Raw genomic sequence first — 25603 nt, forward strand, 5'->3', positions numbered from 1 at the left:
GCCCGGCGCGCGGGGTATGAAGTTTTGGCATGATCGAAGCGAAGTGTCTAGAAAAGAAGCAGCGGGCGATTATCGATGAGCGGATTGACCTTGGCCCACGTGTCGGACCTGCACCTCCCCTTCGAGCCGGTGCTCTCGACGCGGCAGCGCCTGTCGAAGCGCCAGCTCAGCGCCTGGTCCTGGCAGCGGCGGCGCGCGCTGCACCGCACCGACATCCTCGACGCGCTCGCGCAGGACCTGCGCGCCCATGCGGTCGATCACATCCTGGTCACCGGCGACATCACCAACTTCTCGCTGCCCGGCGAGTTCGAGCAGGCGGCGCGCTGGCTCACCGCGCTCGCGCCGCCGGAGCGCATCAGCATCGTGCCGGGCAACCACGACGCCCTGGTGCCCGTGCCGCACGCGCAGGGCCTCGGGCTCTGGCAGGGCTGGACCCGCGCGGACGACGGCTGGCCCGTCGTGCATCACCGCGACGGCGTGGCGCTGATCGGGCTGAATTCGGCGCTGCCGACCGCGCCGCTGCTGGCCCGCGGCCGGCTCGGCGACGCGCAACTCGCGCGCCTCGAACAGCTGCTGATCGCTGAAGGCCAGGCGGGACGGACCCGCATCGTCCTGCTGCATCACCCGCCGGCCGCAGGCGCCATCGGCTGGCGCAAGGCCCTGGCCGACGCCCCGGCGCTGCGCGCGGTGCTGCGGCGTGCCGGCGCCGAGCTGGTGCTGCATGGCCACGCCCGCGACGCCCGCATGGACGTGGTGGCCGGGCCGTCGCTGCCGATCCCGTGCCTCTGCGTGCCCTCGTCGTCGGCCGTGCCGAACCCGAAGGACCAGGGCGCGCTCTGGCACCGGCTGCGGCTGACGGACGGCGCCAGTGGCCCCCAGGTCATGGTCGAGGTGCGCCGCTGGTCGACCGAGGCGGAGGCCTTCATCGCCGACGGCGGCTATGCGCTGGCCCTGCCGCGTGCCCGCTCGCGCGACTCAGGCGAGAATGTCGGCCGCTGAGAGCACAAGCGATACACGACCCTGGACGACTGCGATGGCCAATGCCACTGAAACGAAATTCGGCGATCCCGCCACACGCCTTGCGCAGACGGACTGCTGGACGCTGCTGCTGCGCCCCAAGCAGCCCACGCTGGGCGCCCTGGTGCTGGTGTGCCGCGAGCCGGTCCAGGCCTTCGCCGATGTGAGCGCGAAGGCCTTCGCGGAAATGCAGGGCATGGTTCAACGCATCGAGGCCGCGCTGCACGAGCTGGTGGGCTACGAGCGCATCAACTACCTGATGCTGATGATGGTCGACCCCGACGTGCACTTCCACGTGATCCCGCGCTACGACGGCACGCGCAGCTTCGAAGGCGTGACTTTCCCCGACGCCGGCTGGCCCGGCCCGCCGGCGCTGGACGCGGCCGTCGCGCTCGACGCCGCGATGACCGTCCAACTGAGCGTCGCCCTGCGCGAGGCCCTGCAGCGCACCGCCCCCTGAGAGACTGAGGCATCGTCCCTTGCGCTTTCTCTCGTTCGATCGGCTCGACCGCTACGCGGTGCGCCTGTTCGCCGTGCCGCTGCTCACGGCGCTCGCGACCATGCTGCTGGCGACCATGCTCCAGCGCCTGCTGCGTCTGTTCGACATCGCGGCGTCCACGGGGGCATCGATCGCGAGCGTGCTGCTCCTCGCGGCCGACCTGGTGCCGCACTACCTGGGACTCGCGCTGCCGGTGGCGTTCACGGCCGCCATCTTCATGGCCGCGGCGCGCATGGGCGACGACAGCGAGCTCGACGCGATGCTCGCCACCGGCCGCTCGATCGCGCGCATCGCGGCGCCCTACTTCATCCTCGCGCTCTTCCTGTGCGTGTTCAATCTCTACCTCTTCGGCCGGCTGCAGCCGCTGGCGCGCTACGACTACCACGTGAAGATGGACGCGGTGCTGCAGACCAACTGGGACGCGAAGATCGAGGAGAACCGCTTCATCGACATCGCCCACGGCTTCAGCTTCAGCGCCGACCGGGTCGAAGACAACGGCCGCCGCTTCACCGGGGTGTTCATGGAACGGCGTCAAAACGGGATCGAGGAAATCACGACCGCCGTGCGCGGCCAGCTCGAAAGCGACCCCGACACGCGCAAGATGCGCCTCAAGCTGGAGGATGGCCTGCGGGTACGGCAGGCGCCCGACGGCGCGATCGCCACCACCCGCTTCGTCGACGGCTACGTGGAAGATTTCTCGAAGGCGCGTGCGCCCTACCGTGATCGCGGCGAGACGGCCACCGAACGCACGCTGCCCGAACTCTGGCTGGCCATGTGCAAGACCTGTGAGCCCGACTCGGCGGCCGAATTCCACAGCCGGCTGGCACGCGCGCTGCTGCCGCTGCTGCTGCCGCTGCTGGCGCTGCCGCTGGGCATGGCGTCCAAGCGCGGTCGCCGCACACCGGGCGTGGTCTTCGCGTCGCTGGCCTTGCTGCTGCTCAACCACACGCTCCAGTTCGGCAAGAGCCTCGCCGAGAGCGGCCGCCTGCCCGCTGCGCTTGCGGTGTGGACACCCTTCCTGCTCTTCGCGCTGCTGAGCCTGTGGGTCTTCCGCGGCAGCCTGGCCTGGCCCGGCGACAACCCGGTGTCGCGCACCGTGGGCGTGCTGGAGCGCCTGATCGAACGCCTCAAGCCGCGGCGCCTGAGCAACCTGGCGAAGGCCGCGCCGTGAACCGCGCGATGGCTTCGTACCTGCGGCGCCGCGTCGGCACGCAGATCCTCGTGCTGCTCCTGGTCATCACCGCGCTGATGCAGGTGCTCGAGCTGCTGGACGTCACCACCGACGTGCTCAAGCGCGACCAGGGCTTCATCGGCATCGTTTACTACGGCCTGCTGCGCCTGCCGGCCGAGCTGGTGATGGCCTTGCCGCCCGCGGTGCTGCTCGGCACGCTGATGGCGCTGGCCACGATGGCGCGCAACCTCGAGATCGCCACGATGCGCACGGCGGGCCTGAGCATGATGCGGCTGCTCGGCTACCTGCTGCCGCTGGCCGCCGTGCTGGCCGTCGCCCAGTTCGTGCTCTCCGACCGCGTGCTGCCGCCGGCCGAGAACGGCCTGAAGGAATGGTGGAGCGCCAGCGCGCCCGCCGATGACACGCCGACCAAGCGCTGGGCGCACACCTCCGGTGGCACCGTCTCCATGGAAAGCACCAGCCCCGATGGCCGGCGGCTGATCGATGTGCGGCTGTATGTCCGCGACGACCGCGGCCTGATCCAGAGCCGCCTCACCGCCACCGAAGCGCAATGGGACGGCAAGGTCTGGCGGCTCAAGGGCGTCAACGAATTCGTCTATGGGGACCAGCGCGTCGAACGCATCCAGGTGGCCGAGCGCGCCTGGGACACCAACCTGCGACCCGAAGACGTGCTGCGGCTCGACGTCGCGCGGCCGAACCTCTCGACCGCCATGCTGGCCGAGGTGATCGCCGGCACCCGCACCGGGACCCAGCCCCATCGCTACTACCAGAGCGTGCTGTACCGTTCGTACGCCGCGCCGCTCGCCATCTTCGTCATGCTGCTGCTGGCGCTGCCGACGGCGGTGTCGCTGCCGCGCGGAACGGGCGGTGCATCGAGAATGGCGATGGCGCTGATCCTCGGCCTGGGCTTTCTTCTCTGCGACGGCATCGTCGCAGCCCTGGGGCTCGCCGCCCGTTGGCCACCCCTGGTCATCGCGCTCGCCGCGCCGGCGCTGTTCGCGGCGATCGGCTTCCTGCAACTGAGAGCCTCCGAGCGCCTATGAATCTTTGGATCGACACCACCGCCGCCACCCGCGCCGAACCGCTCTACGGCATCCCGCCGGTCGAGCGCCTGCGGCGCAGCGTGAAGCACCTCGATGCCGGGGCGCAGGTCGTCCTGTCCGGCGTCGACGCCGGGCGCACCGCCTGGCCCGCCGCACGACCCGAGGTCGACACCGCCCCGCTGGGCGCGCGCCTGCGCCAGGCGCTGGCCGGCGGCGCGCTGGTGGCGATCGACGGCGGCAACGCGGTCGACCCGCGGCTGATCGACGTGCTGCTGCGCGGCACGTCCCCGTGCGTCGCCGCCCGCGGCGAGGGCGCCGAACGCGCCGTCGTGCTGCGCCTGGAGCCCGCGCTGACCGGCGCCATCCCGGCCGAGGCGCAGACGCTGCGCGAGGTGGCCGACGCCCTGCTGGCCACTGGCCGCATCGCGCCGTACGACGAGCAGGACTTCCCCGCCTACGTCAACAAGCTGCGACGCTCGCTGCCCTACTGGATCTACGCGGTGAACGACAAGGCCACCCGCCGCCGGCTCGAGCGCCAGATGTTCTGGGACAACTACAAGGGCTCGACCGACCTGCTCACGCGTTGGGTCTACCCGCCGCTGGTATGGCCGCTGGTGCGCCTGTGCACCCGCTGGGGCATCCACCCCAACACGGTGACGGTGCTGTCGATCATCCTGACGGTCGCGGCCGTGCCGCTGTTCGCGCGGGGCGACTTCCTGCTGGGCTTCCTGTGCGCCTACGGCATGAGCGTGCTCGACAGCGTCGACGGCAAGATCGCGCGCGTGACGCTCACCGATTCGGCCATCGGCAACGTGCTCGACCACGGCCTGGACATCGTGCACCCGCCCTTCTGGTATTTCGCCTGGGCCTGGGGCCTGGGCGGGCGGTCGATGGACGACCCGCTCTACGCGGCCGCCGTCTGGCTGATCGTTTTCTACCTGGGCGACCGCATCGTGCTCGGCATCGCCAAGGCGCGCCTGGGCTTCGCGCTGCATGCGGCGACCCGGCTGGACGGCCGGGTGCGCAGCTTCATCGCCCGCCGCAATATCACCATGACGATCATGGCGCTCGCGCTCCTGATCGGCGCCGGCCCGGCCGGCTTGTACCTCGTCACCGCCTGGCAAGGTCTGACGTTCGCCTGGCACGGCGTGCGCACGGTCTGGCTCGGCTTCCTCGCACGCAACAAGGCCCGCCCGGCTGTCTGAAGTCTGATGACCACGCTCGAAATCGTTCCGGTGCGCACACCGGCGGAACTGGACCGCTTCATCCAGCTGCCTTCCCGCATCCATGCACGCGACCCGCACTTCGTGCCGCCGCTGATGATGGAGCGGCGCGAGGCCCTGTCGCCACGCAAGAACCCGTATTTCGCGCACGCCGAAACGCAGTTCTGGTTGGCCCGCAAGGACGGGCGCGATGTCGGGCGCATCAGTGCGCAGATCGACAAGCTGGTGAAGGACCCGACGGAAGGCCACTTCGGGATGATCTGCGCGGAAGACGACGCCCAGGTCTTCGCGGCGCTGTTCAAGGCCGCCGAAGCGTGGCTCGCCGCGCGCGGCAAGACGAAGGTGCTCGGCCCCTTCAACCTGTCGATCAACGAGGAGACCGGCCTGCTCGTGGACGGCTTCGACACGCCGCCGATGATGCTGATGGGCCACGACGCCCGCTACGTCGGCGCACGGGTCGAGGCCGAGGGCTACGCGAAGGCGAAGGACATGATCGCCTACCTCTACGACATCGAGCACGAGATGCCCGCCGCCGCGCGCCGCATGATCGGTCCGCGCAAGCCGTCTGCGCTCACCGTGCGCAACCTCGACACCAAGCGCTACCTGGAAGAGTTCGACACGGTCACCGCGATCTTCAACGACGCCTGGTCGCAGAACTGGGGCTTCATCCCGTTCACCGAAGCGGAGATCGCGCACATGGCCAAGAGCCTGAAGATGTTCATCGACCCGACCTGCGTGGCCATCGTCGAGCTCAACGGCAAGGCCGTGGGCTTCGGCATCGCCCTGCCCAACCTCAACGAGATGATCGCGGACTTCGGCGGCAAGCTGCTGCCCTTCAACTGGGCCAAGCTGATGCTGCGCCTCAAGCGCGGCACGAAGACGGCGCGCGTGCCGCTGATGGGCATCAGCCGCAGCATCAGCGGCGAGCTGGCCGGCGCCATCGCGCCCTTCCTGGCCATCGACACGATGCGCCAGGGCCTGCGCGCCAAGGGCGTGAAGCAGGTCGAGTTGTCGTGGATCCTGGAGGACAACCGGCCGATGCGGCACATCATCGAATCGCTCGGTGCCGCGCCTTACAAGACCTACCGCGTCTACGAAAAGACCCTTGGCATCGGCGGCGCCGCCTGACATGACCGGACTCACCGCGCTGGTGCTGGCCGGCACGCGGGCCGGCGGCGACCCGCTGGCCAACTACGCCGGCGTGAGCCACAAGGCGCTGATCGAGATCGGCGGCACGACCATGATCGAGCGGGTCGTCGCCGCGCTCATGGCCGCCCCCGCGGTCGGGCGGATCGTGATCGCGATCGACCGGCCCGAATTGCTGAACGACCTGCCAGGCCTTCAGCCCGATGTCTGCGGCAAACCGTGGACCACGATGTCGACGCAGGAAGGGCCCAGCGCCACTGTCGCCGCGGCACTCGCACAGGAAGGCACGCCCCTCTTCGTCACCACGGCCGACCACGCGCTGCTGCAGGCCGCATGGATCGACGAGTTCCTGGCCGCCTGCCCGCCCGAGGCCGACGTGGCGGCCGCATTGGCACCGCGCCAGGCGGTCGAAGCGGCCGCGCCCGCCACGCGGCGCACCTGGCTGCGCTTCTCGGACGACGACTTCTCGGGCTGCAACCTGTTCCTGCTGGCACGGCCGAAGGCAGCCGGCGTGATCGTGTTCTGGGGCGAGATGGAACGTCTGCGCAAGGAGCCGCTGCGCATGATGCAGCGCCTGGGCTGGTGGTTCGCGCTGCGCTATCGGCTGGGCTGGCTCCGTTCCGCTGCAGCGGCCGAGCGACTGGGCGCGTTGTCCGGCGGTGCGCGGCTCGCGCTGGTGTCGATGCGCGACGGGCGCGCCGCGATCGACGTGGACAAGGCCGCGGACCTGGACCTGGTACGCCGGCTGGTGGCGGCCGAGGGCCCGGGCCTGAACGGCCCGTCCACCTCAAGCGGTCGCTGAAAGCTTCGCGGTCTGCGGCGTCGCGCTGGCACCGAGCCAGCCGGCGGCCAAGGTCCGGACGTACGTCAGATCGGCCGGGAAATCGAGTTCGCCCCACTGCAGGCCTTCGATTGAGGCCACGCGGATGTCCGCACCGGCACCGGCCAGGCGATGGATCGCCGAGAGGTACCACAGACCCGGGCCCTCGGCGGTACGCATCGTGCGTTCGAGCTCGGCGACGAACAGCGCGGCACCCTCGGCCTCGAAGCGCAGGAAGCCGATCGATTCGCCGTTGACCCGCTCGGCCGACAAGGTCTTGCCGATGGCGCGCAGGCGGTCGCCCTCGACCTCCACCTTCATGTCGTCGGCGTCGTAGCCCGGTTTGCGGTCGATGGTGACCGTGATCGGTGCCGATGGCGCCGCGAGCAGGCGGCGCGCGATCTCCGGCTCGAACAGGGTGTCGCCGTTGAGGATGAGACAAGGCGCCTGCAGCTCGGCGCGGGCCATCCAGCAACTCGCGAGGTTGTCGGCCAGCTTGTAGAAGGGGTTGAACAGGGTGCGCACCGTCATGCCGGCCGGTGTGATGCGTTGCAGCGCCTGCTCGACGAGGTCGGAGCGGAAGCCGGTCACGACGACCGCTTCGCCGATGCCCGCCTCCATCAGGCCGCGCAGCTGCCATTCGAGCATGCTGCGGCCGCTGCCCAGGTCGAGCAGGCACTTCGGAAGTTGTTCGGTCAGCGGCAGCAGGCGACTGCCTTGGCCGGCGCCGAGGATGAGGGCACGCTCAGGTCTGGACACGTTGATTCACCAATCAGAAAAAGAAGAGACGATGGGACAGGTCGGCGATTCGGCGGCGAGGCGAGCCGAGGATCAGGGCCGATCGATGCAAAGGTCGCGTTCGAGCCAGGCGCTGGACACCTGTGTCGCGCGCCAAGGCGCGTGCCGGTCTCGAAGCGCGAGATGCGCCACATGGGCGCTTCCCATTTCGAGCGCTGGAGTCTGCCAGACTTGGCCGGCAAACGCAGCGCCCTCACCCGCCGGCCGGGTATCGATGTCGCGCAGCCTGGCCAGGCTGTCGGCCCCGGCGGCCTTCGCCACCGCTTCCTTGCGCGTCCAGACCGACAAGAAGCGCCGCGGATCGCGGCCGGCCCAGGCACGCTCGCCGTCGTTGAGGTAGCGCGGAAAGTCGTCGGCCGTCAGCGCGCCGATCGCCTCGACATCGACGCCGATCGGACCGTCTGTCGACACGGCGCAGACAACGCGGCCTTCGCAATGGGAGATGCTGAAATCGACCGCCAGATCGAGCGCCGGTCGACCGTGCGCGGTGTAGTGCAGGGACGACAGCACGGCGCCGAGGTGACCGAATTGCCGAAGCCCTTCGCGCAGCAGCCGGCTGGCAATCAGCGACCGGTGCCGCGAGCGGACGTTGGGCCAGCGCGCGATCTGGGTCCGGCGGGCAAGGGGCAATTCGTCCATCCAGGCAGCCTCGAGTGCCATCGGAAGCACGGAGTCATCGGCGATCAGGACGGAGAGGGGCATGGACGCAGCGTTTGGCGCGCACATGACATAATCGAGGGCTCAGCACCAAGGGCAATTTCGGATTATGGCACAGGGACATTTGGCGCCGGGCCCCGACCAGGGCTACGACCTCGACGCCAATGACGAGACCTTGCCGGTGCTGCAGCAACTGCGCGCCCGCTACGGCGCGATCTACCGCGTTCCGTCACTGACGCGCCCTGGCGATGGCCTCGTCATCCACGACCCCGACGACATCCGCCGCGTGCTGCTGACCAACCGCGGCAACTACGTCAAGGGCGCGGGCCTCGAACGTGTGCGGGTGCTCCTCGGGAACGGCCTGATCGTCAGCGACGGCGACCTGTGGGCGCGCCAGCGCCGCATGATCCAACCCGCCTTCCAGGGCCAGGCGACCCGCGGCTTCGCCCCGGTGGTGCGGCAGGTCAACGCCGACCTGCTGACGCGCTGGAGCGCGCACGCCGACAGCGGCGAGCCCATCGACCTGACACACGAACTCAGCAGCGTCGCGCTCGAGATCGTGCTGCGGGCGCTGTTCAGTGCGGACTTCGACCGCCTGGTCGAGGCCGAGGGCGGCAGCCCCTTCGACCTGCTGACCGAAGAGAGCCGGCGCGATCTGCAGTTCGCGGCCCGCTTCCGCGGCCTCGCGCGTTTCGTGCGCGCCATCATCGAAACCCGCCGCCAGGAGGCGCGGGTCGAGTCCGACTGGCTCTCGATGCTGATGCAGGCGCGCGACAAGGCCAGCGGCGAGCCGATGCCGGACCGGGCCCTCCTCGACGAGGTCATGACGCTGATCGTCGCCGGCCACGAGACCACCGCCAGCACGCTCAACTGGACCTGGTACCTGCTGTCCCGGCATCCCGAAGCCGAAGCGGCACTCCACGCCGCCATCGCCCACGCGGCGCCCGCCGAAGTCGCGCCGGACCAAGCCCTGGCGACCCCCTTCGCCTCCGCAGACTACGTCGAACAGGTGCTGCAGGAAGCGCTCCGTCTCTACCCGCCGGTGTGGCTCTTCAGCCGCCGCGCCGTGCAGGACGACACCCTGGGCGGCTACCACGTCCCAGCCGGCACGGACATCTTCATCTGCCCCTACCTGCTGCACCGCGACGCGGCCCAGTGGGAGCGCCCCGAGGAATTCTTGCCGGCGCGCTTCATGCCGGATGCGGCCGCGGGCCGGCATCGCTTCGCCTACCTGCCCTTCTCGGCCGGCCCGCGCTTCTGCGTGGGTGCCGGCTTCGCCATGGCGGAGATGGCCACCCATCTGACGATGGTGGCGGAGCGCTTCCGATGGGTTCCCGTCGACGCCGAGCCCGCCGAGGCCGAATTCCAGATCAACCTGCGCACGCGCCATCCCCTGCGGATGCGGCTCGTGTCGCGCCGCTGAGCGGCAACCTCCTTTTCTCCATGCCATTCGACACCCTCCACGCCATCCTGCCCGCCACCGCGCGCGACGACCGCCAGATCACGCTCATCGAGGGCGACAAGGAGCAGCGCGTGCTGAGCTTCCAGCGGCTGCGCCAGCGCGCGCTCGCCGTGCTCGGCGCGCTCCAGCGCCAGTCGCTCGCGCCCGGCGACACGATGATCCTGTGCCTGGCCGACAACGAACGCTTCCTGGAAATGTTCTGGGCCTGCGTGCTGGGCGGCGTCGTCCCGGTCCCTCTCGCGCCCGGCGCCACCGATGCGCACCGCCAGAAGCTGCTGCGTGTCTTCGCGCAGCTCGGCCCGAAGGCATCGGTCTACATCGACGGCACGTCGCTGGAACGCCTCGACGGCTTCGCCGCAGCGCAGGGGCTGGCCGACCAGGCGGCGGCGCTGCGTGCCCGCGCCCTGGTTCCGGGCAGCCTCGACATCGGCGGCGAACCGGGGCAGCCCGTGTCGCCGCGTCCGGACGACCTGGCGTTCATCCAGTATTCCTCCGGCTCCACCGGTGAGCCCAAGGGCGTGCTGCTGACGCACCGCAACCTGTGCGCCAACATCGCCGCGATCATCGAGGCCGGCGCCTTCTCGGACCGCGACGTGGCGCTCAGCTGGATGCCGCTGTCCCACGACATGGGGCTGATCGGCTTCCACCTGAACATGCTGGCCTGCGGCGCCAGCCACGCGATCATGCGCACCGACCTGTTCGCGCGGCGCCCCCTGCTCTGGCTCGACCAGGCCAGCCAGCGCCGGGCCACGGTGCTGTGCTCGCCGAACTTCGGCTACCAGCATTACCTGCGGCAGTTCGCGCTGAAGCCGCCCCAGGGGCTGGACCTGTCGGCCGTGCGACTGATCTTCAATGGCGCCGAACCGATCTCGGCCGAGTTGTGCCGGCGTTTCACCCAGTCCATGGCACCCCATGGACTCCCGCCGAACGCCATGTTTCCGGTGTACGGGTTGGCCGAAGCCAGCCTGGCGGTGAGCTTCCCGCCCCCATCGACACCGCTGGAGACGATCGAGCTCGATCGGACAGCCCTTCGTGTCGGCGCGCCCGTGCGGGCTGCGGCACCTGGGTCGGCGCATGCCATCGAATTCGTCAAGCTCGGCCGCGCCGTGCCCGGCTGCGAGATCCGGATCGTGGACGACGCCGGCACCGGCTTGGCCGACCAGACGGTCGGCCACGTTCAGATCCGGGGCGACAACGTGTCCGGCGGTTATTTTCGCGAGGGGAGCGGTAACGGCGCATCGCGGGTGACACCCGGATGGCTGGACACCGGCGACCTGGGCGTGATGCTGGACGGGCAGCTCGTGATCACGGGTCGGGCCAAGGACCTGATCATCGTCAACGGACAGAACTACTACCCGACCGATCTGGAGGAGATCGCCCAACAGGTGCCTGGCATCGAGGCCAACCGGGTGGCAGCGGTCGGGGTGCGCGACGCCAGCGAAGGCACCGAATCGGTCGCGCTGTTCGTGGTCCACCGCGGAGATCTGGCGGGCTTCGTGCCCAAAGTTCAGGCTTTGCGACGCATCATCGGCCAGCAAACCGACCTGGAACTGAACGACATCGTGCCCGTCAGCGCCATTCCGAAGACCACCAGTGGCAAGCTGCAACGGTATGCACTGGCCCTCGCCTTCGAACAAGGCGAATTCGCTACAATACGCTCGGAATTGGCAGGGTTTATGTCAGCGAACGCCGCGATCGAACCTGTCGAGGCAGGGCCGAAATCAACGGCCCTGCGCCTCAAGGAGATCTGCGAGCCGTTGATTCCAGACCAGCAGATCACGGTCCAAACCAACTTGCTGGAAATCAACCTCAAATCGCTCACCCTGGCGCGCATCCATGAAGCGATCGAGCGCGAATTCCCCCAGCGGATCGAGGTCACGGATCTTTTCGATTACCCGACGCTGGAGCAGCTGGCGAAACTTCTGGATGAAACCCAGACCTGATCACTGTGCATAACATTTATGACAGTCTGATGTTTGCGGATTTTTCAATCCCGCAGATCTTGAATTTCTTCCATGGGGCACGCAGCTTGCGAATGGCCCAAACCGTACAGTACTGTACAGTACAGCCCAAGTTATAGAGTGAAGCAGTGCATGCCCAATATGTTGTGTTCTAGCGTTCTCCCGAGAGTTCAGGGGCACGAGAAGCGGGGGGGTGCACGGTGACGCAAGCAATGCTCCTCGATACGGCACCGACGCCGACGGCCAGCGGCCTTGCGCTGCGCAGCGCGGTCTTCTCCACCCTGACCGAAGCCCTGGACTACGCCGCGACCGGCGAGACCGGGTTCAACTACTACGACGGACGCGACAAGCTCTCGGCCGTTCTGCCCTACCGCGAACTGCGTCGCCGCGCCCTCGAGATGTCGCGTCGCCTGGCGCCGCTCGGCCGCGGTAAGCGGTTGGCCCTGGTCGCCCACACGCACCCCGACTTCGCCGTGATGTTCTACGCGTGCCAGTACGCCGGCTTGGTGCCCGTGCCGCTGCCGGCCGCCGTGCACCTGGGCGGCCGCGAGGCCTACGTTCGCCACCTGCGCCAGCTGATGCGCGACTGCCAGGCCGTCGCCGCCTTCGCCCCGTCCGAATTCGTCGGCTTCCTAAACGAGGCCAGCGAAGGCCTGCCGCTCACGCTGTCCGGCACCCTGGACGACTTCCTGGCACTGGATGCCCAGGAAAAGCTGCCGCCGCCGCCCGTGTCGACCGACCTGGCCTACCTGCAGTACACCTCGGGCAGCACCCGCTTCCCGCGCGGCACCATGATCACGCAGGCCGCGGTCATGGCCAACCTCAGCGCCATCTTCAACCATGGCTTCGCGCTCACCGCGGACGATCGTTTCTGCTCCTGGCTGCCGCACTACCACGACATGGGTCTGGTGGGCATCGTGCTGGGATGCATGGCGACGCAACGCTCGGTCGACTACCTGCCGACGCGCGAGTTCGCGATGCGCCCGCGCCTCTGGCTCAAGCTGATCTCGCGCAACCGCTGCACGATCTCGTACAGCCCGCCCTTTGGCTACACGCTGTGCGCCCGACGCCTGCGTCCGGCGGATATCGAGGCACTCGACCTGTCCTCCTGGCGCATCGCCGGTGTGGGCGCCGAGATGATCCATCCCGAGTCCCTGCGGCAGGTGGCCGAGATCCTGGCGCCGGCCGGCTTCGACGAACGCGCCTTCCTGCCCAGCTACGGCATGGCGGAGTGCGCGCTGGGCGTGAGCTTCACCCCCGTGGGCAGCGGCCCGCACAGCGATTTGATCGACATCGACCGGCTGTCCCGCACGGGCGAGGCGCGTCCGCCGATCGAGGGCGAAGCCGCCGTCAAGGGCAAGGCCTTCATCGACTGCGGCCGGCCGCTGCCGGGCTTCGAGGTCGAAGTGCGAGGCGACCGGGGCAACGTGCTGCCCGAACGCCGGTGCGGCGCCATCTATCTGCGCGGCCCCAGTGTGATGTCGGGCTACTTCGGCAATCCCGAGGCCACGCAAGAGGTGCTGTCGGACGATGGCTGGCTCAACACCGGCGACCTGGGCTATTTCGCCGACGGTTCGTTGTTCGTCACCGGTCGCGCCAAGGACCTGATGATCATCAAGGGCCGCAACATCTGGCCGCAGGACCTCGAGTACCTGGCCGAACAGCAGCCCGAAGTCCGGCCGACCGATGCGTCCGCCTTCACGGTCGCGGACGAGGACGAGAACGAAACCGCGGTGCTGGTCGTGCAGTGCCGGGAAGCCGACCCGATCAAGCTCGCGTCGCTGTCGGTGCGCCTGAAGCAGGCGATCCACGCCGAATTCGGCATCCATTGCCTGATCGAACTGGTGCCGCCGCACACCCTGCCGCGCACCTCGTCGGGCAAGCTGTCGCGCAGCATGGCGCGCAGCGATTTCCTCAAGCGCTGCGGCGAGGAGCCGCAGGTCGGCTTCGTCAAGGACGATGCACGCGTCCAGACGCAGCACGCGAGCATCGGCCGCGACATTGCCCTGACGACCCCTGATTGAGCCTTCCCCCGTGACCGAATTGAATCTGGCAACCATCGAAAGCGCCATCCGCGAAGCCCTCGAAGCGATCCGTCCCGGCACGGCGGGCCTGGGCGGCGACGCCGACCTCATGCAGGAGGCCGACCTCGACTCGATCGGCGTGATGGACCTCGTCATGGAGATCGAGGACCGCCTCGACCTGTCGATCCCGGTGGAAACGCTGGCCCAGGCGCACACCATCAACGGGCTGCGCGCCGGCATCGCCCAGCTGACCGGCGGTGCGGCGTGAGTCTTCTGAACAAGTTCGGCGCGCAGCGCCAGCTCCAGACGAGCCTGGACGCGATGGGCGGCGTGGCACCGATCGCGACGCCGATGGACGAGATCCATTCGGCCACCTCTGCCACCATCGGCGGGCGCCGCATGGTGCTCGCGGGGACCAACAACTACCTGGGCCTGACCTACGACGCGGCCTGCCGGGCCGCCGCCATCGAGGCCATCGAAACCCAGGGCACCGGTTCCACCGGTTCACGCATGGCCAGCGGCAACTACGCCGGCCACCGTGCACTGGAGCGTGCGCTGGCCGACGCCGTCGGCTGGCCGTCCTGCATCGTCTTCTCCACCGGCTACCAGACCAACCTCGGCGTGATCTCCGCGCTGGCCGACACCGGCGACTACCTGCTGGTCGATGCCGACAGCCATGCCAGCATCCACGACGGCTGCCGGTTGAGCAACGCCACCACCATCCGGTTCCGGCACAACGACCCCGAGAACCTCGACCGCCGCCTCGCGCGGCTCGGCGATGATGCGCACCGTGCGTTGATCGTGGTCGAGGGCGTCTACAGCACCCTCGGCGACCGTGCGCCGTTGAAGGAAATCGCCGAGATCAAGCGGCGCTACGGCGCCTGGCTGCTGGTCGACGAGGCGCATTCCTTCGGCGTCTTCGGTGAACGCGGCCTCGGGCTGTCGGAAGAACTGGGCGTGCTCGACGACGTCGACTTCATCGTCGGCACCTTCTCCAAGAGCCTGGGTGGCGTTGGTGGCTTCTGCATCGGCCGGCACGCGGAACTCGAATACGTGCGGATGGTGAGCCGCCCCTACATCTTCACGGCGTCCTCGTCGCCGCCCTCGATCGCGGCGACGCGCGAAGCACTGCGCCAGATGCTGGCCGGCCATGCGTTGCGCGAACGGCTGTGGCGGCACGCCGAACGCCTCTACGCCGAGGCCTCGAAGCTCGGCTACCGGTTGGGCACCACGACGCCCGGCCCGGTCGCCGCGTTGGTCTTCACCGAGCGTGCCGAAGCGCAGGCACTGTGGCAGTCGCTGCTGGACAGCGGCATCTACACCAACCTGATGATCCCGCCTGCCACGCCCGCCGGCCTGAGCCTGGTGCGCATCAGCCTCAGCGCGGCGCACAGCGACGACGACATCGGGCACATCATCGCCGCGCTGGCCAGCGCGCGACGCTGAGTATTCAAGGCCCCCCATCATGTCCCAGCGCCGCTTCGCCGTCGTCACGACCTGCCATGCAGCCGGTTACGAGAACTACGGGCGGACCATGGTCGAGACCTTTCTGGACCACTGGCCACACGATGTGCCGTTGATGCTCTACCACGAGGGTTTTGTACCGCCGTCGGCACCGGGGCGCATTGAGGTGCACGACCTGAACGCCGCGAGCCCCGAACTGGTCGCGTTCAAGGCGCGGCATCGTGACAATCCCCGCGCCATCGGCCAATGGCGCCCACGCCGGCGTCTGCGCATCGGCCCGCTGTCGATCCCGCTGCCGTGGCGCGTCAAGAAGGCGGGCTACCGCTGGGACGCGGTGCGCTTCTCGCACAAGAGCTATGCGATCTTCGACGCCGCGCGCCGCACCGATGCGGACGCGCTCATCTGGATCGACGCCGACACCCGTTTCTTCGCCGACGTCGACGTGGCCGAGCTGGCCGCAATGATGCCGCCGGACAGCGCCGTGTCCTGCCTGCGCCGCCCGAACCATACCGAGTGCGGCTTCGTGGTCTACAACCTGCGACATCCGGAGACGCGACGCCTGCTGGCCGAGTTCGAGGCGATGTACAACAAGGACCTGCTCTTCGCCGAGTACGAGTACCACGACTCCTACCTCTTCGACGTGGTGCGCGAACGCGCCGAAGCGCGCGGTGCCCACACGCACGACATCGCCGAAGGCGCCGGCTGGCAGGCCTCGCATGTGCTGATCAATTCGCGCCTCGGCCGCTTCATGGACCACATGAAGGGCGACCGCAAGATCGACGGCAAGAGCCGCACGGACGATCTGTTGGTCGCGCGCGACGAAGCCTACTGGCAGCGGCGCTAGCACGCGCGGTCGGCGGCAGCCGGGACAGCGGTGAAAATACGGCATGCGCAACGCCGTTTTCATCCACACCAACCCCAAGCAGATCGTCGGCGCCCTGGTGGCGCAACACGCGTTGCGCAGCCGCAGCGCCGCGCCGGAGCGCTTCGACGTGCGCATCCTCCAGACGACGGACTTCCCGGCCTTCGAGCGCTTCGAGGGCCGCCGCTACCTGCGCGAAGGCCAGCAGGTGCTGTGGCGCAACGACGATCTGCAGTCGTTCACACCGCTGCGCTTCGCCGTGCCCGAGCAGATGGGCTACGCCGGCCGCGCGGTGCTGATCGACCCCGACATCTTCGCGCTCGGTGACATCAACGCGCTGCTCGAGCGCGACATGGGCGGTGCCGCCGTGATGGCGCGGCAGATGGACGGCGACTTCCGCCGCCCGCTGCATTACGCGTCGAGCGTGATGCTGATGGACTGCGCGCGCCTCACGCACTGGCAGTGGGAGGCGGACTTCGAGCGCACCTTCCGCGGCGAGCGCGACTACCGCGATTGGATGTGGCTGCTGCTCGAGCCGCCTGGCAGCGTCGCGCCGCTGGAGCCCGAGTGGAACGACTTCGACCGGCTCACGCCGCAGACGAAGCTGCTGCACAACACCCATCGCCGCACGCAGCCGTGGAAGACCGGCCTGCCCTCGGATTTCACGCCGCGCGGCACCACGCTCACCTCGCGCGCCGGCATCTGGCTGCGCAAGCTGACGGGGCGCGGTGCCGGTCGCTACCGCCGGCATCCCGACCCGGCGCAGGAAAAGCTGTTTTTCCGGATGCTGGGCGAGTGCCTGGACAACGGGTCGATCGACCGTGCCCTGCTCGAGGCGGAGATCGCGCGCGGCCATGTGCGCAGGGATGCGATGGACTGCGTGGCCCGCGCCGCGCACGCCATCGCCTGAGCACCGGCTGCCCGATCGAGCCCGATCAGCGCCGATCGATCAGTGCTCGGATGCGCGCCAGCGTGGCCTCACGTTCCTGCCGCGCGATGTCGAGCACGCGGCCGCGGCCATCGAACGCGCCGGCCGCTTCCAGCGCACGGTGCAGCAGGCCCAGGTCGCGCAGCGACGAGAGCAATCCCAGGTCCTGCAGCGCATCGAAGCTGCGCGCCACCATCGACCCGGGCCGCCGTGCCGCAGCGGCGCGCCAGGCCGTCGCCAGGCGCCAGCGCCAATCCGGTTGCCGCGGCAATGCGAAGGGCACGACCGGCTTGCCCGTGAGCAAGGCCTCGGTCAGCATCGACGCGCTGTCGGTCGTGACGACAAGGCGGTCGGCGCGCTGGCGCAGGGCGGCATAGGGGTTCTCGCCCTCGCCCCAGCGAACGACATGCACGGGCACATCGAGCGTCCGGGCCAGCACGTCCATGGCGGTGGCCGGCGTCCGCGGGCTGCCGAGCACCCAGGCACTGCCGCCCTGCGCTCGCACCTGTGCATTCACGAGGCGCGCCAGGCCGACGGCCGCCTCGTCGTCGAGCACGAAAGGCCGGCTGTCGCCACCGACCATCACCAGCGTCCAGGGCCGCGGCAGGCGCGCCGCCTGCGCCTGCAACGCCCTGGGCAGCGGCACGTCGATCAGAACCGGTGGCGGCATGAAGGGCATGCGGTGGCTCAGCACGTTGGGACGCTCGGGCACCGCGTACTGCGGCGCGGTGACGATCAGGTCGAACCATGACAGCGGCGCCCACGGCCGATTGATGTGGACCAGCCGCGTGCGCCCGCCCGATTGCCGCCGGATCCACCGCGCCGCCGGCACGCTCTTGCGCCCGGCCGCCAGCACCACACGCGGCCAGGGCGGCTGCAGCGCTGCCGGGTCCTTGCGGCCCCAACTCAGCCGCGAGGCACCCAGCAGAACCGGCGGCAACCCCGCCGCGACGTTGAAGCGCAGGGGCACGGTGCGGTACGGCACACCCAAGGCATCGGCGATGGCCAGCAGCTGCTGGTTGTCGCCATGGCGCGCGCCCAGCAGCACCCAGACCGACGCCGCGCCGGGATCGGGAGGCGTCACCATCAGCCCGGCAACCAGCCGGCCGACCGGTACCAGGCGACGGCATCGGCGAAGCCGGTGTCGATATCGAACTGCGGTGACCAGCCCGCCGGCCGCGCGAGTTCGGCTGGCGAGACGCCCCAGTCCGCATGCCGCAGTTCGCGCAGCTTTTGAGAGTTGAGCATGGCGGCCGAGCCGCCGAGGCGCGCCACATCGCCCACCCATGCCACGCCGCGCAGCAGCCCTTGCGGCGCCTGCACGAAGCGCGGCGTCGGGTTGCCGACGGCGCGTGCCGCGGCACCGAGCAGTTCGTCCCAACGGTAGCCCGCCGGCTGGCCATCGGCCGCCGCCAGCACCTGGCCCTGCGGCGTCGACGCGACGAGCGTGACGATCAGCCGGGCCACGTCGCGCACATGGATCAGCGCGGCGCGCGCATCCGGCCCGCCGAGCAAGGGCACGCGCGGCCAGCGGGCGACCTGGAAGAAGCGCAGCGTTTCGCGGTCACCCGCGCCGTAGACCGCGGGTGGGCGCAGCACCGTGGTGCGCACGCCCATCGCGTTGAGCGCCGCGGCCTCACCGGCACGCTTGCTGGCGGCATAGTCCGAGAGCGAAGGTTCGCGCGCGGCCAGGCTGGAGACCAGCAGGAAATGCGCGCCGGGTGACAGCCGCTGCGTCGCCTGCGCGATCCGCGCGACGCCCTCCTCGTTCACTGCGAAGAAATCGGCACGCCGTGCCGCCTTGATGAGCCCGGCCAGATGGATCACCGCGTCGGCGCCCTCCACCAGACGGGCCAGCGCCGCCTCGTTGTCGAGCGACCCGGCCACCACCTCCGGCGTCGACTGGCGCCATTCGGCGCCGGACGGCTCGCGGCGCAACAGCAGCCGCACGCGCCACCCCGACTGCACCAGCGCGGCGACGAGATGCCGCCCGATGAAGCCGGTCGCGCCGGTCACGGCGACCAGGGGCGCACGCGCCGGGTCGACATCGGAATTCAGAGGAGGCAAATGCATTGAGTCACTGAGAAGACCGCGGGCGATGGCCGAGAGCGCCAGGCCCGGGAGCCGGATAGCATAGAGCACCGCGATTCGACTGCCGCGGCCCTCTGCATGAACAAGACCCTCCTCCTCTGCCTGATGCTCGCCACCCTGCCCGGCCTGGCCGACGCCCGCAGCAAGCACCGCGACCACGCCGAGCAGCGCGCCTTTCGCCAGGAGCACCCTTGCCCCTCCACCGGCCAGGCCGAAGGCGCCTGCCCCGACTGGCAGATCGGCTACGTGGTCCAGCTCTGTGCCGGGGGACAGGACAAGCGCGAGAACATGCGATGGCTCACCCCGGCGGACAAGCGCTTCATCAAGGAATCGACGGGCAAGGACTGCAAGAAGCTGCGGCCCACGCCGACGATGCGCTGAGACGCCTCCGGGAGCGCGTCAGCGCGATGCCCAGAAGGCCCGTTGCAGGACGACCGTCTCCTCGGCGATCTCCGGCACGGGGCCGATGAGTTCGACCGGCTTCTGGCAGTGGTCGAAAACATAGCGCGACGGCACGCTCATCGTCGGATTCTCGGCATGGCTGCCGGTCTCAGCCAGCAGTTGCGCCTCGGTCATGCCGTAGACCACGCGGCCGATGTTGGCCCAGTAGGCGGTGCCGGCGCACATGCAGCAGGGCTCGACCGCGGTGTAGAGCGTGCAGCCCCACAGGAACTCCGGCGTGAAGTTGGTCGCCGCCACGCGCGCGAGCGTCGACTCGGCATGGTTGACCGTGTCGATGTTGCACTGCTCGAGCAGCACGGTCTCCTGGTCGGGGCCGACCAGCACGGCGCCGAAGGGATGGTGGCCCAGCGCGACGGCGCGCTGCGCCACCGCGTTGGAGCGGCGCAGGTGCTTGAGCATCTGGGCGTGCGTGGGGCGCAGGCCCTGTGCGGGCAGGTCGGGGTCGAACATCGTCGGGCTCGTCAATTCACAGGCTGCGCCAGAAGTCGATCAGCAGCCCGACGAATTCGTCGGGCTTCTCCACCGCGCTCAGGTGGGCCGCGTCGATCGTGGCGAGCCTGGCGCCGGGAATCTGCGCCACCATCTGCTGCGACATCGCGGGCGGCGTGGCCAGGTCCTGCGTGCCGGCAATGACGAGCGTGGGCACCGCGATGCGCGTGTTGCTCTCGCGGAAGTCGATGGCCGCGACCGCCTTGCAGCTTTCGACGTAGCCGGCGGCATCGGTCTTGACCAGCATGTCGCGCAGCGCAGCCGCGGCGCCAGTACCTTCGGGCGTCGCGCGCCAGCCCGGGGTGATCCAGCGCTCGACCGCGCCATCGGCGATCGCGGCGACCCCGTCGGTCTGCACCCGTGCCACGCGCGCCGTCCATGGCGTGCTGTCGGGGTAGTGCGCGCTCGAGTTGGCGATAACCACGGTCTTGAGCAACTCGGGGCGGCGCACCGCCAGCGCCTGCGCCGTCATGCCGCCCATCGAGAGGCCGACGAAGTGCACCGGCTCGCCGGCCGCCTCGCGCTCGATCAGCGACGCCGCGTCGTCGGCCAGCGTCTCGATGCCGAAGGCGCCGGGCACGACGGGGGAAGCGCCATGGTCGCGGTGGTCGTAGCGGATCACGGTGTGGGCACGCGCCAGCCGCGCGGCCACGGCGTCCCACATGCGCAGGTTGCAGCCGAGCGCATGGCTCAGCACGACGATCGGGCCTTCGCCCTCGCGCAGGACATTCAGGGAAATCATTCAGGGTCTCCTTGCGGTGGAGGGTGCCGGCAGGCGCGGCACCCAGAAGAATGCGATGAGCATCAGCACCATGCCGGCCAGCAGCATCGGCACGACCATCGGCCAGGCGCCGTTGGACGATTGCGGGTCGACAAAGCTGGCGGCCGTCTGGCCGACGACGAAGCCGACCAGCATCATGCCGAAACCCGACCACGACACGGCCCGGCCCGCGAGATGCGGCAGGTCCCCCACCGCGCCGGCCTGGCCGCAGGGCTGGTGGATGCCATGGCCGAGACAGTACACGGCGTGGCCGACCAGCAGCGGCACGACCGATTGCGGCGCCAACACGCAGCCGACGACCTGGATCAGCGGCCCGGTGCAGCTCAGCGTCGCGCCGAGCTGCACCGTGTGCACCACGCCCAGCCGCCGCAGCAGGCGCCGGCACATCGTGGTGCTGAAGATGTAGACCAGCGAGCCGCCCGCGGGAATCCAGCCGTACATGATCGGCGACAGGCCGAGGTAGCCGATGTAGACCATCGGCGACAGCAGCAGGAAGGCGAAGATGCCGCTGTAGGTGGTGGCGGCTACCGAGGCCCAGGCGCGGAAGCTCGGGCTGGCAAACACCTCGCGCACGCTGCCCTTCGGCGTGGCCGGCTCGCCGGCGCCGGGGCGATGCAGCGTCTCGCCGAAGAGGCGCAGGCACAGCACCCACAGCAGCGCCGCATAGACGGCCATGCCGCCGAGCACCCAGCGCCAGCCGAATTCCTGCACGGTGAAGGCGCCCATCACCGGCGCGATCAGGCCAACTACGCCGAGGCCGGTGAGTCCGCGTGCCATGACGTGAGGCCCCTCGTGCGCGGGGTACAGGTCGCGCACCGCCGCGCGCGCGCAGACCAGGATGGCGGCCATGGAGAAGCCCTGCAGCACGCGGAAGCCGACCAGCACCGCCATGCTCGGCGAGAAGATCGCGCCGGCCGCGGCGATGGCGTAGACCGCCAGGCCGGTGAGCAGCACCGGGCGTCGCCCGAAGCGGTCGGACAGCGGCCCGCAGACCAACTGGGCGATGCCGAAGGCCAGTACGAAGGCGGTGAGGCTGGCGCTGGCGGAGCCGAGGTCGCGCGCGATCTCGGGCAGCGCGGGCAGGTAGCTGTCGGTGGCGACCGGCTGGGCCGCCAGCAGCAGCGGCAACAGCAGCACGAAGGCCGTCGCGGGCGATGGCGCGTGGCCCCGCACGCTCACTTCGGCAGCTCTTCGAGCAGGCCCTTCTCGCGCAGGATCGCGGTCGCGATGCCGAAGGCATGGTTGGCCACCGGCACACCGCAGTAGATGGCAGCCATCATCAGCACCTCCTTGATGTCCTCGGGCGTCAGGCGCGACTCGGGTGGGCCGTCCAGCGCGGCGCACACGTGCATCGCGAATTCCTCGTACGCATGCGTGCCGAGCATCATCGACAGCACCATGTAGCGGCGCGTCTTGTCGCCCAGCGCAGGCCGGCCCCAGATGTCGTGCCACGCATGGCGCGTGATGAGCTCCTGGAACTCGGCGTTGAAGGTCGTGCGCTTGGCGAGCGACTGGTCGACCCAGGCGTCGCCCAGCACGCGGCGGCGTTGCAGCAGGCCGCGTTCGTAGTCGGGATGAGGTGCTTTGTCGTCGCTCATGGCGAACCGTCCTTGGATGATGTGTTGTTGCGAATCACGTCGAAGCGCGTCTGCAAGTCGTGCGCCTGCGCACGTGCGAGTCCGGCCACGCCGTCGGCCAGCGCCGGATCGAACCATTCGTCGGCCGCCTGGGCCGGCAGCTCAGCGCGCAGCCGGTCGATGTTGGCGCGCATGCGTGCCGCATCCACGTTCAGGCCCGGCAGCGCGCCCGCGAGCGCATGGGCGCTGCCCTGCACGGTGAGCCACAGCTGCGGCCATTCGGCCAGCTCGGCCTGCCACGGCCCGAGGGCGCGCTGGTGCTGCTGCGGCATCGCGGCGAGCAGCGCGGCGACCTGCTGCGGCGCGCGCTGCGCGGCGGCCAGTGCGACCATCGAGGCGACCGGGTTGCGCTTGTGCGGCATGGCCGACGAACCGCCCCGGCCGACCTCGGCGGGCTCGGTGACTTCGGCGACCTCGTACTGGCCCAGCAGCGAGATGTCGAGCGCGATCTTGCCCAGGCTGCCGGCCAGCAGGCCGAGCTCGCAAGCCAGCGCCGTCCAGCTGTCGCGCTGGGTGTGCCAGGTGGCGCCGGGATCGCGCAGTTGCAGGGCGGCGGCCAGGCGCGCGCGCACCACGGCGCCCTGCCCCTTCATCTGCGCCAGCGTGCCGACCGCACCGCCGAGCTGCAACTGCAATGCAGCCCGCGCCGCGGCCTGCAGACGCTCGCGGCTGCGCACCAGCGGCGCGGCCCAGCCCGCGCACACCAGGCCGAAGCTGGTGACCGAGGCCGGCTGCATCAGCGTGCGCGCCAGCATCGGCGTGGCGGCGTGCTGCCCGGCATGGCGCAGCAGCGCGGCGATGGCGGCGTCGACGTCGGCCAGCAGCAACGCGAGCGCGTCACGCGTCACCAGCACCATCGCCGTGTCGATCACGTCCTGGCTGGTGGCGCCGAGGTGCACATGCGGCAGCGCCTCCGGATGGCGCTGGCCGACGATGTCCTTCAGCGCCTTCACCAGCGGGATGGCCAGGCTGCCGGCGCGGCCGCTGTCGAGGCCGATCTGCACCGGGTCGACGTCGTCGAGGTTGCAGCAGGCGGCGATGGCACCGGCTGCGTCGGCGGGGATCAGGCCAACCTCTGCTTGCGCGCGCGCCAGGCCGGCCTCGAAGCGCAGCATGGCGGCGATGACGGCCGGACCGTCGAAGACCGTCCGCATGGCGGGGGTCGAGAGAAAGCTGTCGAAGATGCTCATGGCAGATGTCCCAAGCCTCGATGATCACAGGCGACGGCCGAACGGCACCTGCCCGCGCCAATAGCGCAGCGTCAGCCAGCCGCCGAGGATGCCACCAAGGTGCGCGAAGTGCGCCACGCCGCTCATGCTGCCGGTCACTCCGAGGAAGAGTTCGATCACGCCGTAGATCACCACGAAGAGCCAGGCCGGCATCGGGATCGGCGGGATCAGCGGGACGATGCGACGGTTCGGGAACAGCATCGCGAAGCCGGCCAGCAACCCGAACAGGCCACCAGATGCGCCGACCGTGGGGTTCGGGCTGCCGCTCCAGGCCGCCACCAGCAATTGCGTGAGCGCCGCGACGATCACGCTCGCGAAGTAGAAGACCAGCAGGCGCTTCGAGCCCCACACGCGTTCGAGCTCGGCACCGAACATGAAGAGGCCGAACATGTTGAAGACGAGGTGCGAGATGCCGCCGTGCAGGAAGGCATAGGTGATCACCTGCCACGGCATGAAGCCGCCCGAGCCGACCGGCCACAGCGCGAAGAACGCCAGGCCGTCGACGCCCAGCGACTGCAGCAGGAACACGACCACGCAACTGAGGATCAGCGCCTGGGTGGCGGGCGGCATGGAAAACATCGGGGCTCCGTTTCTGGACGAGGAAGGAAGAAGGACAGCGGGATGCGATTCAGGCGGCGGCGCGGGGTTCCAGGGCGGTCTCGGCACGCAGCATGCGCCAGGCACACCCCGTGCCCAGCAGCGCGAGCACCGTGGCGGCGACGTACATCGCCACGAAGCCGAAGCGGCTGGCCAGAGCACCGCCCGCCAGCACGCCGGCCACGCCCCCGATACCGTAGCCGACCACGGTGAAGAGCGCCTGGCCCCGACCCCGCAGGCGACCGGGGAAATGGCACGTGATCAGCGCGATGCAGGTCGTGTGGTGCGCGGCGAAGCTCAGGCCGTGCAGCAACTGCGCGAACAGGATGGCCGCCAGCCACTGCCCCGCCACGCCGGTCATCGCCATGCGCACCACCGCCACCGCGCTGCACAGCAGCAGCCAGTGCGACATCGTCAGCCGGCCGATGAAGCGCCCCTGCACGAAGAACCAGGCGACCTCGCTCACGATCGACAGCGCCCAGAGCGCGCCGATCATGCCCTTGCCGTAGCCCAGCGAATCGAGGTAGAGCGACAGAAAGCCGTAGATCGAGAAGTGCGCGGTGACGTGCAGGCACAGCGACAGCAGGAACCAGCGCACCACCGGCTGGCGCAGCACGGGCAGCACCGGCACGTGGTCCTTGGCATGCGCCGCGCGCGGCTCGCGCACATCGGGCAGGCGCCAGGCGGCCAGCAGCACCAGCGCCAGCGTCACGCCCGCCCACGCCGGGAAGTGGCCCATGCCGAAGTGGTCGAACCACTTGCCCGCGATGAAGACCGTAACCAGAAAACCCGCCGAGCCCCACAGCCGGATGCGGCCGTAGCGGCCCCAGTCGCCGGCCACCAGTTGCGCCATCGCCGCCTCGGTCAGGCCCATCATCGAGCTGGTGTGCGTGAAGAGCAGCAGCAGCACCAGCCCGACCCACCACGCGTTGCCCGGCACCCAGAGGCCGAAGGACACCGCCAGCGCGATGGCCGCGCTGATGCGCAGCAGCCGCACGCGCTCGCCGGTGCGGTCGCTCAGCGCGCCCCACGCATAGGGCGCGAACACGCGGGTGAAGGACTGCACCGCGGCCAGCAGGCTGATGGTGATGATCGGCAACCCCTGGTCCTTCAGCCACAGCGGCAGGTAGGGGTTGAAGAAACCGATGTGCGCGAAATAGCTGGCCGACAGCGCGGCGAAAGCCAGCAGGTGGCCGGCGCCGCCCGAGGGCAAGGGCGGGG

Annotated in this window: 26 protein-coding genes; 15 read left to right on the plus strand and 11 right to left on the minus strand. The window is 69.7% G+C overall.

What is annotated here, in order from left to right; all coding sequences use genetic code 11:
- The first annotated feature begins 99 nt into the window (after window positions 1-99).
- Genes QTH86_RS07505 through QTH86_RS07535 form a run of 7 tightly spaced genes read left to right on the plus strand, consistent with a single transcriptional unit; the run spans window position 100 to window position 6922 of the window.
- Complete coding sequence (locus QTH86_RS07505; protein ID WP_286646744.1) at window positions 100-999, plus strand: metallophosphoesterase family protein; 900 nt, start codon at window positions 100-102, stop codon at window positions 997-999.
- Between the two features lie 34 nt (window positions 1000-1033).
- The gene (locus QTH86_RS07510) at window positions 1034-1477 is read left to right on the plus strand and encodes an HIT family protein (RefSeq protein WP_286645298.1); all 444 of its coding nucleotides are present in this window, start codon (window positions 1034-1036) and stop codon (window positions 1475-1477) included.
- 19 nt (window positions 1478-1496) lie between these two features.
- Window positions 1497-2687: an LptF/LptG family permease gene (locus tag QTH86_RS07515; RefSeq protein ID WP_286645297.1), complete on the plus strand. Its 1191-nt coding sequence runs from the start codon at window positions 1497-1499 to the stop codon at window positions 2685-2687.
- Window positions 2684-3751, plus strand: a complete 1068-nt coding sequence (locus tag QTH86_RS07520; RefSeq protein ID WP_286645296.1) for an LptF/LptG family permease — start codon at window positions 2684-2686, stop codon at window positions 3749-3751. The genes QTH86_RS07515 and QTH86_RS07520 overlap by 4 nt, the downstream gene beginning before the upstream one ends.
- The gene (locus tag QTH86_RS07525) at window positions 3748-4956 is read left to right on the plus strand and encodes a CDP-alcohol phosphatidyltransferase family protein (RefSeq protein WP_286645295.1); all 1209 of its coding nucleotides are present in this window, start codon (window positions 3748-3750) and stop codon (window positions 4954-4956) included. The genes QTH86_RS07520 and QTH86_RS07525 overlap by 4 nt, the downstream gene beginning before the upstream one ends.
- Before the next feature lie 6 nt (window positions 4957-4962).
- The gene (locus tag QTH86_RS07530) at window positions 4963-6102 is read left to right on the plus strand and encodes a dATP pyrophosphohydrolase (RefSeq protein WP_286645294.1); all 1140 of its coding nucleotides are present in this window, start codon (window positions 4963-4965) and stop codon (window positions 6100-6102) included.
- A 1-nt stretch (window position 6103) separates the two neighbouring features.
- Window positions 6104-6922: a nucleotidyltransferase family protein gene (locus tag QTH86_RS07535; RefSeq protein ID WP_286645293.1), complete on the plus strand. Its 819-nt coding sequence runs from the start codon at window positions 6104-6106 to the stop codon at window positions 6920-6922.
- Here QTH86_RS07535 and QTH86_RS07540 read toward each other — a convergent pair.
- Window positions 6908-7699: a phosphocholine cytidylyltransferase family protein gene (locus QTH86_RS07540; protein WP_286645292.1), complete on the minus strand. Its 792-nt coding sequence runs from the start codon at window positions 7697-7699 to the stop codon at window positions 6908-6910. The genes QTH86_RS07535 and QTH86_RS07540 overlap by 15 nt on opposite strands.
- Before the next feature lie 72 nt (window positions 7700-7771).
- Window positions 7772-8440, minus strand: coding sequence for a 4'-phosphopantetheinyl transferase family protein (locus QTH86_RS07545; RefSeq protein WP_286645291.1), 669 nt, complete (start codon window positions 8438-8440; stop codon window positions 7772-7774).
- A gap of 64 nt (window positions 8441-8504) precedes the next feature.
- Here QTH86_RS07545 and QTH86_RS07550 point away from each other — a divergent pair, with 64 nt between their 5' ends.
- From QTH86_RS07550 to QTH86_RS07580, 7 genes are all read left to right on the plus strand, one after another.
- Window positions 8505-9818, plus strand: coding sequence for a cytochrome P450 (locus tag QTH86_RS07550; RefSeq protein WP_286645290.1), 1314 nt, complete (start codon window positions 8505-8507; stop codon window positions 9816-9818).
- Window positions 9819-9838: 20 nt separating this feature from the next.
- Complete coding sequence (locus QTH86_RS07555; RefSeq protein WP_286645289.1) at window positions 9839-11800, plus strand: non-ribosomal peptide synthetase; 1962 nt, start codon at window positions 9839-9841, stop codon at window positions 11798-11800.
- 230 nt (window positions 11801-12030) lie between these two features.
- The gene (locus tag QTH86_RS07560; protein WP_286645288.1) at window positions 12031-13842 is read left to right on the plus strand and encodes a fatty acyl-AMP ligase; all 1812 of its coding nucleotides are present in this window, start codon (window positions 12031-12033) and stop codon (window positions 13840-13842) included.
- A 10-nt stretch (window positions 13843-13852) separates the two neighbouring features.
- Window positions 13853-14110, plus strand: a complete 258-nt coding sequence (locus QTH86_RS07565; RefSeq protein ID WP_286645287.1) for an acyl carrier protein — start codon at window positions 13853-13855, stop codon at window positions 14108-14110.
- On the plus strand, window positions 14107-15288 hold the full coding sequence (gene spt, locus QTH86_RS07570) for a serine palmitoyltransferase (protein ID WP_286645286.1): 1182 nt from the start codon (window positions 14107-14109) through the stop codon (window positions 15286-15288). Before QTH86_RS07565 ends, spt begins: the two co-directional genes overlap by 4 nt.
- Before the next feature lie 19 nt (window positions 15289-15307).
- Window positions 15308-16150 carry a hypothetical protein gene (locus QTH86_RS07575; RefSeq protein WP_286645285.1) on the plus strand — a complete coding sequence of 281 codons (843 nt, stop codon included), beginning with the start codon at window positions 15308-15310 and terminating at the stop codon, window positions 16148-16150.
- A gap of 43 nt (window positions 16151-16193) precedes the next feature.
- Window positions 16194-17078, plus strand: coding sequence for a glycosyltransferase family protein (locus tag QTH86_RS07580; RefSeq protein WP_286645284.1), 885 nt, complete (start codon window positions 16194-16196; stop codon window positions 17076-17078).
- Window positions 17079-17103: 25 nt separating this feature from the next.
- On the opposite strand, the gene QTH86_RS07585 is transcribed toward QTH86_RS07580, so the two are convergent.
- Window positions 17104-18183 carry a mitochondrial fission ELM1 family protein gene (locus QTH86_RS07585; RefSeq protein ID WP_286645283.1) on the minus strand — a complete coding sequence of 360 codons (1080 nt, stop codon included), beginning with the start codon at window positions 18181-18183 and terminating at the stop codon, window positions 17104-17106.
- A complete protein-coding gene (locus QTH86_RS07590) occupies window positions 18183-19169 on the minus strand; it encodes an NAD-dependent epimerase/dehydratase family protein (protein ID WP_286645282.1) in 987 nt (328 codons plus the stop codon). Before QTH86_RS07590 ends, QTH86_RS07585 begins: the two co-directional genes overlap by 1 nt.
- Window positions 19170-19265: 96 nt before the next feature.
- On the opposite strand from QTH86_RS07590, the gene QTH86_RS07595 reads away from it, so the two are divergent.
- On the plus strand, window positions 19266-19568 hold the full coding sequence (locus tag QTH86_RS07595) for an HNH endonuclease (protein WP_286645281.1): 303 nt from the start codon (window positions 19266-19268) through the stop codon (window positions 19566-19568).
- A gap of 18 nt (window positions 19569-19586) precedes the next feature.
- On the opposite strand, the gene QTH86_RS07600 is transcribed toward QTH86_RS07595, so the two are convergent.
- From QTH86_RS07600 to QTH86_RS07630, 7 genes are read right to left on the minus strand one after another with little or no spacing between them, the layout of a single operon-like run.
- The gene (locus QTH86_RS07600) at window positions 19587-20099 is read right to left on the minus strand and encodes a nucleoside deaminase (RefSeq protein WP_286645280.1); all 513 of its coding nucleotides are present in this window, start codon (window positions 20097-20099) and stop codon (window positions 19587-19589) included.
- Between the two features lie 16 nt (window positions 20100-20115).
- Window positions 20116-20880 (minus strand): 3-oxoadipate enol-lactonase, encoded by a 765-nt coding sequence (pcaD, locus tag QTH86_RS07605; protein ID WP_286645279.1) that lies wholly within the window; start codon window positions 20878-20880, stop codon window positions 20116-20118.
- On the minus strand, window positions 20881-22098 hold the full coding sequence (locus tag QTH86_RS07610) for a Bcr/CflA family efflux MFS transporter (protein WP_286645278.1): 1218 nt from the start codon (window positions 22096-22098) through the stop codon (window positions 20881-20883). It lies immediately after the preceding gene.
- Entirely contained in the window at window positions 22095-22517 is a 423-nt protein-coding gene (locus QTH86_RS07615) for a carboxymuconolactone decarboxylase family protein (protein ID WP_286645277.1), read from the minus strand. The genes QTH86_RS07610 and QTH86_RS07615 overlap by 4 nt, the downstream gene beginning before the upstream one ends.
- Entirely contained in the window at window positions 22514-23746 is a 1233-nt protein-coding gene (gene pcaB, locus QTH86_RS07620) for a 3-carboxy-cis,cis-muconate cycloisomerase (RefSeq protein ID WP_286645276.1), read from the minus strand. The genes QTH86_RS07615 and pcaB overlap by 4 nt, the downstream gene beginning before the upstream one ends.
- A gap of 24 nt (window positions 23747-23770) precedes the next feature.
- Complete coding sequence (locus QTH86_RS07625; protein WP_286645275.1) at window positions 23771-24364, minus strand: rhomboid family intramembrane serine protease; 594 nt, start codon at window positions 24362-24364, stop codon at window positions 23771-23773.
- A gap of 49 nt (window positions 24365-24413) precedes the next feature.
- Complete coding sequence (locus tag QTH86_RS07630) at window positions 24414-25595, minus strand: MFS transporter (protein ID WP_286645274.1); 1182 nt, start codon at window positions 25593-25595, stop codon at window positions 24414-24416.
- Window positions 25596-25603 lie beyond the last annotated feature (8 nt).

The organism is Variovorax sp. J2L1-78 (assembly GCF_030317205.1).
Taxonomy (GTDB): Bacteria; Pseudomonadota; Gammaproteobacteria; order Burkholderiales; family Burkholderiaceae_C; genus Variovorax; species Variovorax arabinosiphilus.